A 16,547-nucleotide genomic window follows, 5' to 3' on the forward strand; every position below is an offset into this window, starting at 1 on the left:
CAACCAAGCTGCCAAGCATCCGAGTGCACTTGGCTACTCGGTCAGTTGGTTACTTGGCTACATGGTAATTTACGACACCCGTCTAAACCCCTCATGTACAATCTCCAGGGTCTCGATTGCTATTTCGTTACCCTTCCCGCTGAAATCAGGAGGGTCGTATTTGCTGGGCCATGCCTGGACGATATCCCAGCGCGCTTTATCCGCCCCGGCCTCGTCGATCAGGATAATAGACATATTTTTTCTTTCCTTTTCCGCGCCGGCATCTATAACCCGTTGCCTCCAGTTATAGAGGTCCATAGAGTCGGTAATACCCCATTTAAGTGTTATATTCCCGAATTTAGTCAATCCCGATAGCTTACGAAATACCGGGGGTTCATTCCCCTCTCTATACTCGACCGGGTCTGTTGTCGTATCTCCGAATGTGCATTCGCTGAACCCGGCCTGGCTGATTCCGTCGATCTCGACGCGAAATCTAAACTGCCTGTAAGGATCTCTTCTTGCCATCTTTTTGTCCTCCTTATTCTCGTTACTTTTTGGTTAGCCACTAATTAACACGATTTTACACTAATGGATGATGCATGACTCATGATGCACGATGTATGTTTCATCCTATATCCTGCACCCTGTATCTTGCATCTTGCATCGTATGACTAAATTACTCCGTAATTGATGAACCGCCGGGGAATTGGGCTATACGGAATATTACGAATTCTGCCGGTTTTACCGGGGCAATGCCGATAATGCATATAAGCCTTCCATTATCAATATCGTCCTGGGTCATGGTGGTTCTGTCGCATTTCACAAAGAATGCTTCTTCGGCCTTGGTTCCCATTAGAGCACCGTCCCTCCATACTCTGGTAAGGAATTCGGTAATAGTCGCCCTTACCCTTCCCCAGAGTTTTTCATCATTAGGCTCGAAGACAACCCACTGAGTTCCTTCTTCGATGGATTCGGATATATAGAGGAAAAGGCGGCGCACATTTATGTATTTCCAGAGTGTGTTTGTCGAGGATGTTCTTGCTCCCCAAACACGAATGCCTCTACCCGGAAAGGCGCGCAGGCAGTTCACACCGCGGGGGTTAAGCAGGTCTTGTTCTCCTTTGGTAATCTGAAACTGCAAAGCGGTAGCACCCAAGACGACTTCGTTAGCAGGGGCTTTATGCACCCCTCTTTCTATATCGGTCTTGGCGTAAATACCGGCAACATGACCCGAGGGAGGAACCAAAAGGTCCTGATTTGTCCTAGTGTCAAAGATCTTAATCCAGGGGAAATAAAAGGCCGCATAACGGGTATCCTGAGGTGGTCTCAGGTTGGCAATTGTTGCCAAGGTATCCGTAGCCGGATTTGAGTGCAGAACTGCAAAGCGGTCTCCCATCTGGGTACAATGCGTTACAATTTCATTGGTCAGGTTCGGAACAGCGTGATGGTCGGGCACACAAACAATCGAGATTTCGTCAATCTCTGTAAATCCCAGGAACCCGGTTCGAGGTGTAGTTCCATCCGGCAGAGCAGTAAGGGTTCTCCCCTGATAGTCGGCAAGGTCTATAGCCGAGCCATCCCCCCCTGTTACCGCTCCGGCTAGATTGGTTAACAATTCTAAGGCCTGATTGGCCGGCCTGCCGGCAGCCAGATGCGTTATTGTTATCAGATTAGATTGAGGGTTAATCCTGCTCTCGTAGTAATTAATAGAGGCTTGGTTGTCAGTGAGGTTGTCGTAAACTTCGAGCAAGTCGGGTTCTCGACGGTTAGGGTCGGTGGCATTGGCCAAAATAGTCGGGTCAACCAACGGGGTTGGCGGCGGTTCATTCCAATACATTACAGTCAACTTAAACATGTTTACCGGGTCAAGGCTCGCATCTTCAATCTTTACCGCAATTCGGTTTCCCCACTCTCCCGGGCCGATGGCTTCAACGTTTGCCTGCGTACCCAAATTGGCAGCCGCCGCTACAGCATCATCCGCCACGATCCTTCCCACAAAGCAGCGTTTACCGCCGTTTGTAAAAAACCCTTCTATCCCGTAAGCAAGGAAAGAGTCCGCAAGATAACGGCCGTAAGTCCGCCTAAACTGTTCGAACCCGGTAATGAGCCGGGGTTGTTCCGGGCCCCTCTCAGTTGGGCCGAGAAATCCGGCGGTGCTGGTGCTTACACCCTCGATGGGCCTGGCACCGATTTCAAACTCTTCTACATACACGCCCGGTGATAAATACTCTGGCATTTTTTACCTCCTTTACTGCAAATTTAGATTTCTATTTCTAGTAAAAATCATCCATCATGGGAAGGAAACGATTCCCAAAGAAACCGTTTTCCCTTCCTCAACGGTTGTATTAACAGACTTGGTATTTCCACCTTTTTTGACCTCGACGGTAATCGCTTCTTGTTTAATTCCCTTAAAATAGAGTACAAACTCACCCTTTTCATCCGTTTTGGTTTCTATGGTTTTACCGACAACACTTACATCTGCGTCGACTACCGGATTGCCGTCCGAAACCAAGCCCCTTACTAGGGTGGCATTACGGGGGAACGGATACGATGGTTTAGGTTTAAGAGTGACTTCGACTACCGGGTTCTTTGGGTCAGGCTGGGGTAAGTTAACCGCCATCTCTTCTGGTAAGTAAAAGTCCGACCCAACTGCAAAATTATAGTTCCCAGGATTCATATCTTTGAACAAGTAGTATCCACTTAGATTCTTGAAGGCTTTTATATCCCCTTCCTTTATCGTGACTTTCACGTTCCCAATCGTTTCCTCTTCCGTGAAATCATCAATGAGACGGACAGCCAGAGAGAGCACGGTAATAATCTTTTCTCCCTCATATGCCGTAAACTCGCTCGTAACGTAAGGGAAAATAATGGCCATATATTCTTCCTATCTCTTCGGAACCATGAATGAGTAATTCATTTCTTTGGATACAACCCTTTGCATACTCATATCACGCGTCGAGTCAATATTTGTAGGAGTGACCAGGTAGCTTACGGAAAGCCTATAGCCCACCTCCTGAAACGCACTCCATATCTTGGTCAGGTCATCAAGAGATATAGGATTAAGCACAATCCTCAGTTCATCGCTTGTCCCTTCGAGGCTTCCCTGAAGAGTCGTGCCGCTCAAAATAGCGTTATCGTAAAAAATGCGCATCGCCCTTCCCAATATCCGGTGCTGTTCCAGGGTCTGCTCCGTCTTGTCCGGTATCTGGGTCGAGGCGTAAGCGGTCAGTAGATAATAGAGGTCCAGGGTCAATGGCGGATAGCCAAGCTCGGTGGGGCTAATGTTACGCATCTCCTGATTTTTCAGATGAGGATTCTCCATGATGTTATACAGGAAGAGGGTCAAACGGATGCTTTGGTCCTCTACCTCTGCTGGCGAGAGCAGGACAATGGAGTTGGGATTAACCAGGTCGCTCATGTTATCCCTCAAGAGCGTGATTAACGTTTCCCCTACATCGGCAATCGCCCGGTAATCTCCCATGTTTAGTACCCCGTACAGAATTGAAAATGCATCGGGTCCTTACTCCTTCCTGACCAATCGCCTCCCCACTTGAAGCCAAACTCCTGAAAGATCTCCACAACACCCGGATGCATGTCTCCGGGTTTCCCCTGAGGGTTCGTTTCCGGATTGAGGTCAATACCGACCCCCCCAACTGTGGGTGGATAATTTTCGACTCGTCCTCTTGGAGCGGTAATTATAGCAGTCGCCAAAGGTTCTGATCTTGCTCCTTAACCCTTTTCTCTCTATCTTGGAAAAGACCTCGGCAAATATCTCGACCAGTTTTTTATGGCAATATAGTCTAGTGACCGATTGTGAGCGGTCCCAGGAAAGAGGAATTGAGAACGGTAACTCGACCCTGGCCAGGTGTTTTGACTCCCAACCGGGGTTGAGGCTTCCGTCATCTCGGATGAAATCGTAGATGTTACCGAAGGTGGCTAAGATTTCTTCGAGACCGTTAGGAGTGGCAAGCGAGCCGCTCCCGCTTGAACCGACCGGGGCAGGCGGTTCTGCAACTTCCCCCAGCAGTTAGCGCTTAGAAGGCACTTCTATGTTCTGGCCTACTATTATGAGGTCAGGATTTAGAATCCCGTTATAATCGGCCAATTTCTTGAAGAGCAAAGGATCGCCGTAGAAGTTCTTTGAAATCTTCCGCAAGCTATCCCCCCTCTGAATCACGTAGTTACGCGCCATAATCTAGTCCCTCTATTAGTACCCCTCTTCAAGGTAACCCGCTCAACCAAAGACCTGAGACCCGGAGTTAGAAGTCAGAAGCCAGTAGTCAGAAGTAAAAAAGAAAACTTCTGAATTCTCTATTCTGGCTTCTGGATTCTTTTTGAAATTCTTATTCCTTCTTTGTGCCTTGGTCATCTCTCCATTTAAATGTGTAATAGCCAGAAATTAATCAAACGGACACCGCCTTAGCAAGTTGTATCTAATAGAATGTTTTCATTTTTATTAATGTCACCCTGAGCCTTTCTTAACATTTAAAGCCTGTCCTGAACAAAGCGTAGGAATGAACTCAGCAAACGGCCTATGTTGTCATGCTGAACAAAGTGAAGCATCTAAAAATTAGATTCATCGCTTCGCCCAGAATGACAGCGTTGAAAGTTACTTCCAGATATGACTTATGCTGACATTGACCGAAATCTCAAATTCTGACTACTACAATTTTATGAGACCAGCTTTCCTTTCGTGCTCCACTCCGCTTCATTCCATATCCGGCCTAGCTTCCGATATTCCTGGCGCACCGCCCGCATGAGATGTGCCATTCGAATGAGCCTGCCGTCTTCAGCGGCATAGAATGCCGCATTAATGGCTATGTTTTTGATATTGCCCCCGGGCAGCTTGACCTCACGGGCAAGGATGCCGAAGTCGATGTTGCGGTCAAGAGGCGCTTCACCCGGGAAAACGACCTCCCAGATGCGCCGCCGGTATTCTTCATCCGGAAACGGGAATTCAACGATAACCTGCATCCTGCGCACGAATGCCTCATCCATGTTCTGTCGAAGGTTGGTAGCCAGTATGGTCGTCCCGTCGTATTCCTCCATCTTTTGCAACAGGTAGCCGATCTCGATATTGGCATAGCGGTCATGGGCATCCTTTACCTCTGATCGTTTGCCAAAAAGGGCATCTGCCTCGTCAAAGAACAAAATAGCGTTGGTGGTTTGCGCCTCAGCAAAGATTTTTTCCAGGTTTTTTTCGGTCTCGCCTATGTACTTGCTGACCACCTGAGAAAGGTCAATTTTATAAAGGTCGAGGCACAGGTCGTTAGAGATAATCTCGGCTGCCATAGTCTTGCCCGTACCGGAAGGCCCGCTAAAGAGTGCGTTCAACCCTTTACCGTAAGAAAGCTTACGATCAAACCCCCATTCGCCGTAGACAAGGTGTCTATACTTAGCTTGGTTACAGATTTCCCGGAGCTGACCCATTTGGTCGGATGGAAGCACGATGTCACCCCAGGTGTACTTCGGGTTAATCTTTCTGGCCAGGGCGCTTAGTTTCTGATTCGATTGAGCACGACAGGCAGAGTAAAGGTCCGCCATCGTAATCTTAGGATTATCAGGGCTTCGCCAGCGCGCCAGATTATCTGCTGTTTGAAGAGCATCCTTGATCTGGCCCGGTGTAAACCTGAACTTATTAGATAATTCACAGACGTCGAGAGCGTCTGCCACGGAATCGCGCCCGCTCAGGTAGCTTTCCCAGATACCCCTTCTCGTCTTATCATCGGGTATGAAAAACTCAAGGTCGATGAAAACGTGATTTTCCAGGCTCCCCCGAGGCTTCCACGGACTTCTGCCGATTAGAAACGTTAATCTGGAGAAGCTCTTAACCATTTCGAGCAGGGACTCTAAGTGATGCTGATATTTCCCATCATGAGTCACCAAAAGGTCGAAGTTCTCCAAACACAACGAGGCTTGTTGAAGCACTGCTTCCCGGCAGAGTGACCATATAATATCTTCGAAAGATGACCGTCCGCTCAGCATTTTTTCCACGTCTCCGATTAACAAGGGTACCCCAAGATCACTGCAGACGACTTCAGCTAATGCCCTTTTCTCCGAGTCATGCGGTCCGTGAAAGTAGAAGACCAGCTTCTTCTTCGCCTGGCTCTCTTCGCTGAAATGAGAGCGAATGAAAGATTGGATTCGATTTCGTGCCTCTTCGGTCACACCGGAGTCAACCAAATTTCCCTGTGGAGAAACCAGTCGGGCTATAGAATCAAGGCGTACATCTATCCGGCTTGACCCCAGCAAGAAGTCGACCATTCGGTCATCAATCCGGAGAGACCGTGATAACAGAGGTGTGAAACCATCAGGCGAGGCATCCGCTATTTGTAGAAGTCCGCATTTGAGTAGCGGTGCTTGAGGGTCGAACACTTTCCTCGCAGCCAGTTTATCTTCCAACGTATTGCAGAGCAGGTTGAGCATTAAGTCAACACATGGCCTCCTCCGAGTCAGGTCATCTTGCAGGTAAGAGTAGAGCTTCTCGTACTTGCGATTTACCTCCGGCGCCAAGCAAACAACCAGGCATTTCTCTTCAAATGGGGTGAGATTAAAAAACCGAGAGAGGTGCGGAAGAGTTAGGTAAACTCCTTCCTTCCGGCTGACCGCTCGTCTCTCCTTGATTTTCGACTCGATCTTTTTCAAAGACTCGATCAAGCTCCGACTCTCCAAAATGTAGGTATTTAGAGGATTCTCCTCACTCGATTCGGCGGCAATATCCGACAGCAACCCGGCAATCTCCTCTTCCGATATTACCAGTCCTTTCAACTGCTCCAGCGGATTCGCCGGATGATGGCTCCGCTGTTTGAGTACCTGAAGGTGAATAAGTAAATCCAGGTATCTCAATTCATCCGATATATGCTCCCAGCTATCGGCGTACGGCAAACCTTCGCTCATGGTCTTCGAATTATCGAGTGCCATTTCCGAAACGATTCGCACAGCTTCGCCACCTCACTTACACCGGGTGACAACTAATCCAGGCTATTTGCCCAAGGACTCGGTCATCTTGGAATAGTTGCTAAACCAATTCCAAGTCCCTAACATCTACTTCAACAGCGACAGCACGCTGGATAATATCGACTGATAGTATGAGCCTGTACCCGCCTCTTCTCTCCAATATTCTTCCCCTCAATCCCTGAAACGGACCCTTTACCACCAGGGCCTCTTTTCCCAGGGCGAAATAGGAATAAGGTTCGTATTCCAGCCTGCTCTCCAAGATTCTCTTCACAGCATCGACCTGCTCGACTGGAACCGGTATGGGATTTCCACCGGCGCCGAGAATCTTGACGACGCCCCGTGTATTCAAAACTGTGTATCTGTCTTGAGGATGAATATTAACGAACAGGTATCCCGGAAAGAGTGGGAACCGGACTGCTTTCCTCCTATCTTTCCAGCGACTGGCAACTTCCCTCAGCGGAAGAAAAGCGTCTATACTCTTTTCTAGGAGAGCCGAATTTACGCTCTTTTCATGTCTTACTACTGTATAAACCGCATACCAGTCCTTTCCACGAGTAGGAGGGGTTATAAAGCAATCATGCGGAGATAAGCCCTGTACGGTAGTCTCCATCACTTATACCTGGCCTTTAATAGCTCTTTTATTTCTTCGTACTTGCTCTGATTGATCCGGTAATAGGTCCGCAGGTTATTGCCGCCACGCTCTTGTACCAGATCTTTCTCCACCAGCATCTTCAACGCCTCTCTCACCCTTCCGGTTTCGCGCTTGATCTTCTGTTCCAGTAACCACCACTCCACAATGCCCTCCATCGTATCTCCGGCATCGGGATTCTCGGCTAGATAGGATAAGATTTCGTAAACGATGTCCGATTCCTCTCTTTCGTTCATAGAGATAGCGTGCATCAGGAGCTTTCCTATGTACCGGCAACGGCTGTGCCAATTGCAACTTATTATTTTCGCTAAATATTCCTGTGGCCGATAGGATGTTTTTGTCCTCTCTTTTGAGAAGAGTAATAAGAAATAGCTCAATTTAGCTGAAAACTCGGACGGCTAAGATAGAATATCGGTGCGCTATTCTAGCGTAGTTTGAAGCCTATATTGAGAAATATCGCTGGCAGGACAAATTTGTCCTGGTTAAATGGATGGTTTTTACCTCCTATGGAATACGGGACTTAAAATCCTTCACGTTGATCTGGTGTTTTCTGATCAACTGCCAAAAGGCTCGCCGATTTTTTCTGGCTGCCTCCGCCGCCTTGGTTATATTACCCTGGTATGTACACAAGAGGCTCTTAATGTAGTTCTTCTCAAACCTGGCTACAAACTTTTCCTTAAGCACCTGGAACGATTCTGCACCCGTGGCAGGTTCTGATTCCGGCAGTAATATGTCTACATCTCGGATTAGCTTGTCCTCGGAGAGCAGGACGGCTCGTTCAACCACGTGCTCCAGCTCCCGCACATTGCCCGGCCAGTCATAGAGCATAAGCCTCTGCAAAGCATCTATCGAAAAGGTCATCATTTGTTTTCTGAATTGCTCGGTATATTCGTTCAGGAAATGTTGAGCCAGGATGGGTATGTCCTCCCGTCGCTCGCGAAGCGGCGGAAGTTTGAGCGGAATAATACTCAGTCGATAGTAAAGATCACGGCGAAACCTTCCCTCTCTGACCGCTCCTTCCAAGTCTATGTTAGTGGCGGCGATCACCCGTACATCCGCTTTCCTTATCTTTGTCGAGCCAAGGGGCCGATACTCCCTTTCCTGGAGAAAGCGCAAGAGCTTTACCTGCACCAGAATTGGAATACAGTCGACCTCATCCAGGAATAGGGTGCCGCCATTGGCTTCACAAATAAGCCCGGGCTGGGAAGAGGTGGCGCCGGTGAACGCCCCCCGCTCATGGCCGAACAACTCGTTCTCCACAAGCTCGGAAGGTATGGCCCCGCAGTTAACCGGGATAAAGGGTTTGCTCGCTCTAGGGCTTAGATAATGGATGGCCCGGGCAAAAAGCTCTTTCCCGGTGCCGGTCTCTCCGGAGATGAGCACCCGGGCATCGCACTTAGATAGCAAAGGAACCTTTTTCATCTCCGCCAGGAACGCCGGGCTCTCTCCTAACAGGTGCTTAAGGCCTAATTTCTCTTTGATTGCACTCGACAGTTTTTCCTGCCGTTCTATTTGCTCGAGCAATCTCCATACACGGGGTAAAACATCTATTGGCCGGAACGGCGGCGTGATGAAATCGTCGGCCCCTAGCCTGATTAATTCGAGCATACTCCCCGGTTCTCCTCCGTCAGTTACCACTATTACCGGTCTTTTTGGGTGCTCCTCCTTTATTGACTGAAAGAGTGCACCGGCGTCGTTTATCTGACTGGAAGCGAGGATTAGAAAAAACACGTCCGGAGCGAGTTTTGAGGTTATCCTAGACAGGTCACTATTTAAAAGATAGGGTTCTCCGGTTTTGAGGGACTCCATTCGGATTTGTATTTCTTGCGGGCTCGGTGAGGATTCTAGAATTTCTTGAAGGTTGAGAGCTAAGTCGCTGGTTTCGCTAAAATCGAGGAGTAAAACCTTTACCTGTTTCACCACGCTCTCTCCTCCGGAAAGTAGGGCGGACTCTAATTATTCGGCAAGTAGCGCAAACTTGAGAGTAATTGTCTTATTGGTGAAGCTAAGCAGTTACCCTGGAAAATATATCATCACATCTTAATTCCTCACCCTATTAATTGAAGATTCAGTTTATATTCGTCTTCAGGGATTCTGCCCTGATACTTTTAGACGAAAAGCTAACTTCTATTTCCTACATTCCGTGCATCCAAGGAAAACCCCTATGCCGCATTCGGGTTGTAAGTAGTCAGGTGCTCTCAGACGTCTTAACGTTTAGACCAAAAATTTCTGAATTGATTATCCTATACCCCAGCGAACTTGAAGACGACGATTCACAATATCAAATTTTATAGGTCCAAGTCAATAAGACTTTAGGAGTAGACACTTTCCAGGACTTTAGTTATATAGCGAGACCGAAAGTCTTAAAGCGATTTTTAATTCACTTCACTTCCACAAATAGTCTATACATGTTTACTGTTCCAGTTTCAGGGCACGGCAAGACGGTCGGAATTTGAATCTCTACAAAATTCCAATATAGTATTGTGACCGTCAGGGGAAGTAATATAGGGGCTATTGGCCACAAACCGTTAATCAATCAAAATGAACAAACCCATCAAAACTGACCATAATCTGTACAAAGAAATCTTCGACTCCCTTCCCGATGGTATTATCGTAATAGACCGGTCTTTTTTGGTCCTCAGCATGAACGATGCGGCAGAGGCCATATTCAAAATCTCCAGAAAGAAGGCTTTCGGCAAGCCGTCCTCCAGCTTCCTCCCGGAAGAGATAGATGAAACTGCGGAAAAAGCACTCCGGGAGGAACGCACCGTTTTTGGCGATGAGATCAATCCGGTGCTAAGAGGAGGGGAGAAAATTTCCATCCAGGTAACGGCTTCGCCTTTATTCTCGGACAAAGGTGAACTGCTGGGAGCCATAATTCAAGTAAAAGACCTGGTAGGAACCAAATTCCTCAGTGAAAAAACCCTGCAGCAGATTTCTACTTCTACCATGGAAGAGCTCCTAGTGGGGCTGGCCCATGAATTAAAGAACCCGCTTGGCGGAATCAGGGGGGCCGCACAGATAATAGTCGATGGAAAAAGCAATAAGGAAGAAAGGATAAAGTGCGGTGAGATAATCATCAAGGAGGCGGATAGGCTCAAGGCGCTTCTGGAAACACTGAAGGGGCTCGAGCCATTTGCCAAAGAGGTGTTCGAGCCGGTAGATATTCATGAAATGCTCCTGGAAATATTATTCCTGGAATCAAAGTCCAGCGACATCAAGCAGGTTCAATTCCTACAAAACTTTGATGTAACGTTGCCGTTGGTTTTAGGTGATAGAGATAGCCTTAAGCAGGTTTTTTTAAACCTGATAAAGAATGCTGTCGAGGCAATTTCGGATAGGCCGTTCCCCGAAGCCGCCGCGTCCGAATCGTCGATTAGATCGAGCAACCCTCCGGCCCACGGTATAATAGAGATTACCACAAGATGGATCACCGACTATAAGCTAAAGGATGAAAACGCAATTTCTATCGAGATAAAAGATAATGGGACGGGAATACCAAAGGACACCCTGGAAAAAATCTTCACCCCCTTTTATACTACAAAAAAGAGCGGCTCCGGGCTTGGCTTATTTCTTGCATACCAAATCATTGCTAAACATGGAGGGGCCATCCAAGTAGAGAGCGAGTTAGGTAAGGGGACACTATTCAAGGTGTATTTACCGGTATCAAAACGGTAGCGAGGACCGGCTGTTTACCCAACAGAACTTACGATAATATGACCAAAAAGATATTAGTGGTAGATGATGAAGAGAGCATAAGATGGGTCCTGGGAAGGAGCCTGGAAAAGGCCGGCTACAGCGTAGATTACGGGGAAAACGGCTCCGAAGCCATAAATAAAGCCACCTCCGACAATTTTTCCCTGATGATACTGGATATTAAGATGCCCGATTTGAGTGGAATAGATGTGCTTCACGAAATCAGGCTAAGGGAAGTCGATATCCCGGTAATCGTAATCACCGCCCAAAACACCGTAAAAAACGCCATAGACGCGATGAAAGAGGGTGCCTACGACTACGTAGCTAAACCCTTTGACCTGGATGAAGTCAAGATAATCGTGGAAAGGGCTATCGAGAGCTATGAAACCTCGAAAAAGCTGGAGCTTCTCCGGGCCAGTCTAAAAGAATCTACGGAAACTCCTCATGGAATAGTAGGAGTATCCTCTGCCATGCTCAAAATATACAAGACCATAGGGCGTATTGCCGAGAAAGACTTGACCGTGCTTATCACCGGGGAAAGCGGAACTGGAAAAGAGCTTGTATCCCGAGCCATTCACTTCAACAGCCGAAGAAAGGAAGAAAGATTAGTAGCAGTCAACATAGCCGCGCTGCCAAAAGACCTTCTGGAAAGCGAGCTATTTGGCTACGAAAAGGGAGCCTTCACCGGAGCGACAATCAAAAAACAGGGAAGATTTGAAGAGGCACACGGCGGGACGCTGCTATTAGACGAGATTGGGGACATGCCGCTCGAACTCCAAACCAAGCTCCTTCGGGTGCTCGAAGAAAAAAAGTTCTACCGCCTAGGAAGCGAAAAACCCATAGAGGTGGACGTTAGGGTAATCGCATCCACCAATAAAAACCTGGGAGATGAAGTGGAAAAAGGAACATTCAGAAAGGACCTTTATTACCGGCTGAATGGAATAACAATCGAAATTCCACCATTGAGAGAGAGAAAAGAGGATATCCCCATCCTGGTAGAGCATTTTTTGGAAAAACATGCAAACGAACTAGGCTCGGGGAAAAGAACTTTATCCGAAGAAGCGAAGGAAATACTGATGGAGTACGATTGGCCGGGAAACGTAAGGGAACTGGAAAACACGATTAAGCGGGTGATAGTGCTTTCCTCCGACATTACCATAGCAACAGACACCATTCTTGACGCAGCCCCATACCTGAAGAGCAAGAAAACAGAGAAAGTGGACGCATTTGATGAACTCATGGCTGCAAAATTACTGACCCTGATTAACTCATTCGAGGAGATTCCTCCTACTGGAATCTACGATATTGTAATAAGAAAGGTCGAGAAACCCCTCATCGAAGCGATTCTAAAAGCAACCAAGGGCAATAAAAAAAGAGCCTCAGCCATGTTAGGAATAAACAGAAACACGCTCTCGAAGAAAATGGAAGAGCTTGGAATTGTTGGGGAAGATTCTGATTGATAGGATTTGATTCTAAAAAAATTCACCAGTGAATCAGTGCTTAGATCTTTTTGATTCAAAACTACCACCGGAAATAACCTTCTTCATAGCATCGGTAGCTTTCACCCTTATAGCATCTGTTTCTCTTACCTTTGCCGCAGGCTCCGCTTTTAATTCTAGGTTTTCCAGCCCCTCTTTTAATTCTAGATTTTCTAGTCCCTCCTTAGCCGCTGCTTGTTCGGCCTCTTTTTTATTTCTGCCGTATCCCTTTCCCAGAACCTTCCTATCCACTTTAACCTCGACGTGAAAGCACTTGTCGTGCGGGGGGCCCTCCTCTAAAACCACCTTGTATTTAGGCATGATTTTATACTGCTTTTGTGCCAGCTCTTGCAGTTTCGTCTTATAATCGATGAATATTTCCTTCTGTTGGAGGCACTTCTTCAAAAGGCGCGATATTACTTGGAAGACCTTTCTGTATCCACCGTCTAGATAAATAGCCCCTATCAAAGCCTCAAACGCCCCGGCCAGGTTTGACTCCCTCTTTCTGCCGCCAGTCAGTTCTTCCCCTTTACCCAGGAGTATTTCCTTATCGATTCCCAATTCCCCGGCCAGACGGGCAAAGTTGAATCTGCTCACTATGGCGCTCCTCATCTTCGAAAGCTTTCCCTCGGATGCTTCCGGAAAATGGTCGTAGAGAAACCGGGCGACGATACAACCGAGAATTGCATCTCCCAGAAATTCTAGTCGTTCATTACTTTCCACGGAAGTCTCGTTGGCGAACGAACTGTGAGTGAGAGCTGTTTTGAGCAAGCTATGATTTTTGAACTTGTATCCGATTTTCCTTTCTATCATGGGTGTAAAAAACTATCACAAGGTATTTGAAAATCAATAAGGTCAACGTTTTGAAAGGACCATTCATACAACCGGAAGCCCCATCCCGGCTGGATAGAAAAGATTTATGAGAAATTTTCAGTATACCTATCGGAACTCGACCAATGACCGGAGAACCTTTAATTCAGGCTTAATTTTACTTTATCGAATTATAGGGGAGTTTTAGCTAAACAGATTTTAAACAGGAATAGAGGGATTTGTCGAGGGAATAAATAAATTCAACTAACGTACCTTTCTACCGTGTGTATCAGCGTGCTTGGCTCAAACGGCTTGGATATGAAACCGGTTGCTCCGGCTATCTTTCCCCTCATTTCCTCGAATAACCCATCTTTACCCGATAGCATGATAATGGGCACATTTTTGCCGAGTCCAAGATCATTGATAACCCGGCAAAGCTTGTAACCGTCCATGTGGGGGAGGTTAATATCCAGAAAGATTAGGTCAGGAATCACTTCGTTCAACTTAGCCAACGCCTGCATTGCATTGGCAGCGGTGAATACGCCATATCCTTTTCGTTCTAGAGTAATTGCTACAATTTTTTGAATCGTCGGACTATCATCCACAACCAGGACGGTCTTCTGAGTGGAGAGTTCCCTATCCGGCTCGGTAGGAGGGAAGGTTTCCTCATTTAGCTCAACGACTGCTCGGTCATTTGCATGCACCTCTTCCCTCTCCGCAGTATCGGATGTGGAGGAGTCGGGAACATCGGCCTTGGAGAAAAGATTTCCGTCAGGCTCGGAGTGGTCTTCCTTCTCCTTTAAACCGGCGGCTGGTTCTTTCGTCGGTGGCGAGGCCGGAGAGCCCTGATAAGATGTTGGAGCCCGGAAAGGGTCAATAGCACTGTCCTCCTCCGCCGACTCAAAATCTACATACTCCTGGTCATGCTGCGGCTCGTAATCATGGGCGAAAAGACTATCTGGGATATCGTCTTCTATCACTACCTCTTCCGCTACCTCATCTTTTGTTTGGTAAGACTCAGATTCCGTGTAAGAGCTGGTTTGCTCGATAACTTTCTCCTCTTCACCCGTTAGCGGCTGGGCCTCTTCCTGATCCTCCCAGTGGCCGTATATTTGGGTGAAGAAACTGCTGGGGTCGAATGGTTCTCCATTACTGCTTTTTTCAGCATCTATTGGTGCAGAGCCTGAATCCGGAGCCACGGATACCGGGCTTAAGCTGTCGGAAATCGTACCCTCCACCACTGACTCCATAACTATTTCTTGCGAATTGATGTCGGGTTCAGGTTGACCAGTAAACAGGCTACTCGGATCGAAGTCTTTTTCCTTCTCTGATTGTTCTTCTTCAATACTACGAACTGATAACGGCGAACGGAATGGGTCAAGATTTTCTTCTGCATATACTGGTTCGTTCAGTGCTTCTTCACCAGAATATTCCGGTTCAGAACTTCGAGTGAAGAAGCTATCTGCCCTGGGAACGTTCGTCTCATTTTCCTCACCTTCTAATAACTCCTCTTCATAATTCATCGTCTCAAGACTCTTGGACGGGTCTTCTTCCTCAGAGCTAGCTCCCTCTTCTTCCTGAGTCCTATGTATATGCCAGAAGTGATTGTCCGGATCGGCAGCCTCATCTTCTGCCGCATACGAGCTAACATCTGTTTCTACAACTTCGATACTTTGTGAGGATGATTCCGGAGGGGACAGGCTAACTTTATACTGCTCATTTTCCTGTGCCTGAAAAATCAACTCTTCCTGACTCCGCTCCGGCTCGGATATCTCTGGAGAAACACCGGTAGGAGCAAAGACCTGCCCTTTCTCCGACTCAGGACCGAGTTCACTCTCTGGCTCTGCTGATTCAGGCACTTCTTTTGATGACGAAGCCGATTCGTTCTTGTTCTTCTTAAGGTCTTCAAGCTCTTGAATTACCCGGTCAATTTGTTCCTCGCTCCTTTCTACTCTAACCCTTTCTTTAGTATCATCTTCTGCACCATAGTATCTCTCTATCACATTTTCAATCGCCCTCTCCGGCGCAACCACCGGCTTGATGTTATACCCGGTTGCAAACCTGAGATCATCTATTGCTATTATGTTCGACGGGTCTGACATTGCCACTACCAAATTACTCCCAGTTCGACCGATCGGAATCAATCTATGCTCTAGCACAGTCTTTCTGGGCACATCCTTGAGAACTGCTTCATCTATATCCATTTCATCCAGATTAACCACCGGCACCCCATATTCTTTGCTCAAGAAATCCAGTAACTCAGACTCATTTATAAACCCCAAGCTAATCAGGACTTCGCCTAGTCTCTTCTTGGTCCGCCTCTGTTCCTCTACAGTGGCCTTGAATTGGTCTAGACTTATAACATTTTCCTTAACCAGGACTTTGGCCAAATGGATGTTCATAGGAGCTAAATTTGGCAAGATTCATGCCATTTCTAGGTTTACCCTATCAACATTTCTAACTCTCTTTCATCATTATTAAATTATCAACTAATCAGATAGGAAGATAGAGGTTTTAAACATGCATAAAACGACAAAAAACGTCACAACTGCAGTTTAAGACTGGTCGTTTTTCGAATTGGTTTTTATAAATCCTAAGCCATAAGACTGTTTAGAAATCGGACTCGGACAGATATTAACCGGATATACGAGCTCTCATCCTTTAAGCTCGGTTATTTTATTAGATTTCACAACAACCGGTAGACGTTCTGTAGTCAATTTGATAAGAAATTTTATTTGTTATATAATAAGCCTCGTAACACATTGATTTTTTGCCTGTAGTCTTTTATCTTCTCTAAATCAACTAACAAGTGTAGGATAAAAGCGGAGAAGGAGGGTTAATATGCGACTTTTATTCAGGCCAAGAGACTCGCGATATCTGGGTGAGGGGACATTGCCCTTTGGCACCTTCGACGATACCAAGCAGTGGCTCCCGGTCACCAGGTATTTAGAGATGGGGGCGGAGAGATTCCCGGACAA

The 16,547-nt window shown here is 47.0% G+C and carries 14 protein-coding genes; 2 read left to right on the top strand and 12 right to left on the bottom strand.

Going from position 1 to position 16,547, the window contains the following annotated elements:
• Positions 1-69: 69 nt before the first annotated feature.
• The 10 genes from VNN20_11890 to VNN20_11935 all read right to left on the bottom strand — a co-directional run bounded on the left by VNN20_11890 (position 70) and on the right by VNN20_11935 (position 9,505).
• Positions 70-504 (bottom strand): phage tail protein, encoded by a 435-nt coding sequence (locus tag VNN20_11890; protein ID HWP92883.1) that lies wholly within the window; start codon positions 502-504, stop codon positions 70-72.
• 151 nt (positions 505-655) lie between these two features.
• A complete protein-coding gene (locus VNN20_11895) occupies positions 656-2,215 on the bottom strand; it encodes a phage tail sheath family protein (GenBank protein HWP92884.1) in 1,560 nt (519 codons plus the stop codon).
• Positions 2,216-2,269: 54 nt separating this feature from the next.
• Positions 2,270-2,854 (bottom strand): carboxypeptidase-like regulatory domain-containing protein, encoded by a 585-nt coding sequence (locus VNN20_11900; GenBank protein HWP92885.1) that lies wholly within the window; start codon positions 2,852-2,854, stop codon positions 2,270-2,272.
• Between the two features lie 9 nt (positions 2,855-2,863).
• Complete coding sequence (locus VNN20_11905; protein HWP92886.1) at positions 2,864-3,460, bottom strand: DUF4255 domain-containing protein; 597 nt, start codon at positions 3,458-3,460, stop codon at positions 2,864-2,866.
• Positions 3,461-4,006: 546 nt separating this feature from the next.
• Positions 4,007-4,171, bottom strand: a complete 165-nt coding sequence (locus VNN20_11910) for a LysM peptidoglycan-binding domain-containing protein (protein HWP92887.1) — start codon at positions 4,169-4,171, stop codon at positions 4,007-4,009.
• 42 nt (positions 4,172-4,213) lie between these two features.
• Positions 4,214-4,348: a hypothetical protein gene (locus VNN20_11915; protein HWP92888.1), complete on the bottom strand. Its 135-nt coding sequence runs from the start codon at positions 4,346-4,348 to the stop codon at positions 4,214-4,216.
• 302 nt (positions 4,349-4,650) lie between these two features.
• Positions 4,651-6,918: an ATP-binding protein gene (locus VNN20_11920; GenBank protein ID HWP92889.1), complete on the bottom strand. Its 2,268-nt coding sequence runs from the start codon at positions 6,916-6,918 to the stop codon at positions 4,651-4,653.
• A 79-nt stretch (positions 6,919-6,997) separates the two neighbouring features.
• Positions 6,998-7,546 (bottom strand): UpxY family transcription antiterminator, encoded by a 549-nt coding sequence (locus VNN20_11925; GenBank protein HWP92890.1) that lies wholly within the window; start codon positions 7,544-7,546, stop codon positions 6,998-7,000.
• The gene (locus VNN20_11930) at positions 7,546-7,836 is read right to left on the bottom strand and encodes a hypothetical protein (GenBank protein HWP92891.1); all 291 of its coding nucleotides are present in this window, start codon (positions 7,834-7,836) and stop codon (positions 7,546-7,548) included. The genes VNN20_11925 and VNN20_11930 overlap by 1 nt, the downstream gene beginning before the upstream one ends.
• Positions 7,837-8,089: 253 nt before the next feature.
• On the bottom strand, positions 8,090-9,505 hold the full coding sequence (locus tag VNN20_11935; GenBank protein HWP92892.1) for a sigma-54 dependent transcriptional regulator: 1,416 nt from the start codon (positions 9,503-9,505) through the stop codon (positions 8,090-8,092).
• Between the two features lie 621 nt (positions 9,506-10,126).
• On the opposite strand from VNN20_11935, the gene VNN20_11940 reads away from it, so the two are divergent.
• A complete protein-coding gene (locus VNN20_11940) occupies positions 10,127-11,263 on the top strand; it encodes an ATP-binding protein (GenBank protein ID HWP92893.1) in 1,137 nt (378 codons plus the stop codon).
• A gap of 38 nt (positions 11,264-11,301) precedes the next feature.
• Positions 11,302-12,741, top strand: a complete 1,440-nt coding sequence (locus VNN20_11945; protein HWP92894.1) for a sigma-54 dependent transcriptional regulator — start codon at positions 11,302-11,304, stop codon at positions 12,739-12,741.
• Positions 12,742-12,774: 33 nt separating this feature from the next.
• On the opposite strand, the gene rnc is transcribed toward VNN20_11945, so the two are convergent.
• Together rnc and VNN20_11955 are read right to left on the bottom strand one after the other, a co-directional pair.
• Positions 12,775-13,572 carry a ribonuclease III gene (gene rnc / locus VNN20_11950; GenBank protein HWP92895.1) on the bottom strand — a complete coding sequence of 266 codons (798 nt, stop codon included), beginning with the start codon at positions 13,570-13,572 and terminating at the stop codon, positions 12,775-12,777.
• A gap of 257 nt (positions 13,573-13,829) precedes the next feature.
• Positions 13,830-15,989: a response regulator gene (locus VNN20_11955; GenBank protein ID HWP92896.1), complete on the bottom strand. Its 2,160-nt coding sequence runs from the start codon at positions 15,987-15,989 to the stop codon at positions 13,830-13,832.
• Between the last annotated feature and the right edge of the window lie 558 nt (positions 15,990-16,547).

It is taken from the genome of Thermodesulfobacteriota bacterium (assembly GCA_035559815.1).
In the GTDB taxonomy this organism is placed as follows: domain Bacteria; phylum Desulfobacterota_D; class UBA1144; order Nemesobacterales; family CSP1-2; genus DATMAT01.

Coding starts and splice junctions, on each gene's coding strand:
- VNN20_11930 (HWP92891.1), bottom strand. CDS start 7,836: ATGCACGCTATCTCTATGAACGAAAGAGAGGAATCGGACATCGTTTAC.
- VNN20_11915 (HWP92888.1), bottom strand. CDS start 4,348: ATGACCAAGGCACAAAGAAGGAATAAGAATTTCAAAAAGAATCCAGAA.
- VNN20_11945 (HWP92894.1), top strand. CDS start 11,302: ATGACCAAAAAGATATTAGTGGTAGATGATGAAGAGAGCATAAGATGG.
- VNN20_11910 (HWP92887.1), bottom strand. CDS start 4,171: ATGGCGCGTAACTACGTGATTCAGAGGGGGGATAGCTTGCGGAAGATT.
- rnc (HWP92895.1), bottom strand. CDS start 13,572: ATGATAGAAAGGAAAATCGGATACAAGTTCAAAAATCATAGCTTGCTC.
- VNN20_11890 (HWP92883.1), bottom strand. CDS start 504: ATGGCAAGAAGAGATCCTTACAGGCAGTTTAGATTTCGCGTCGAGATC.
- VNN20_11940 (HWP92893.1), top strand. CDS start 10,127: ATGAACAAACCCATCAAAACTGACCATAATCTGTACAAAGAAATCTTC.
- VNN20_11925 (HWP92890.1), bottom strand. CDS start 7,546: ATGGAGACTACCGTACAGGGCTTATCTCCGCATGATTGCTTTATAACC.
- VNN20_11905 (HWP92886.1), bottom strand. CDS start 3,460: ATGGGAGATTACCGGGCGATTGCCGATGTAGGGGAAACGTTAATCACG.
- VNN20_11895 (HWP92884.1), bottom strand. CDS start 2,215: ATGCCAGAGTATTTATCACCGGGCGTGTATGTAGAAGAGTTTGAAATC.
- VNN20_11900 (HWP92885.1), bottom strand. CDS start 2,854: ATGGCCATTATTTTCCCTTACGTTACGAGCGAGTTTACGGCATATGAG.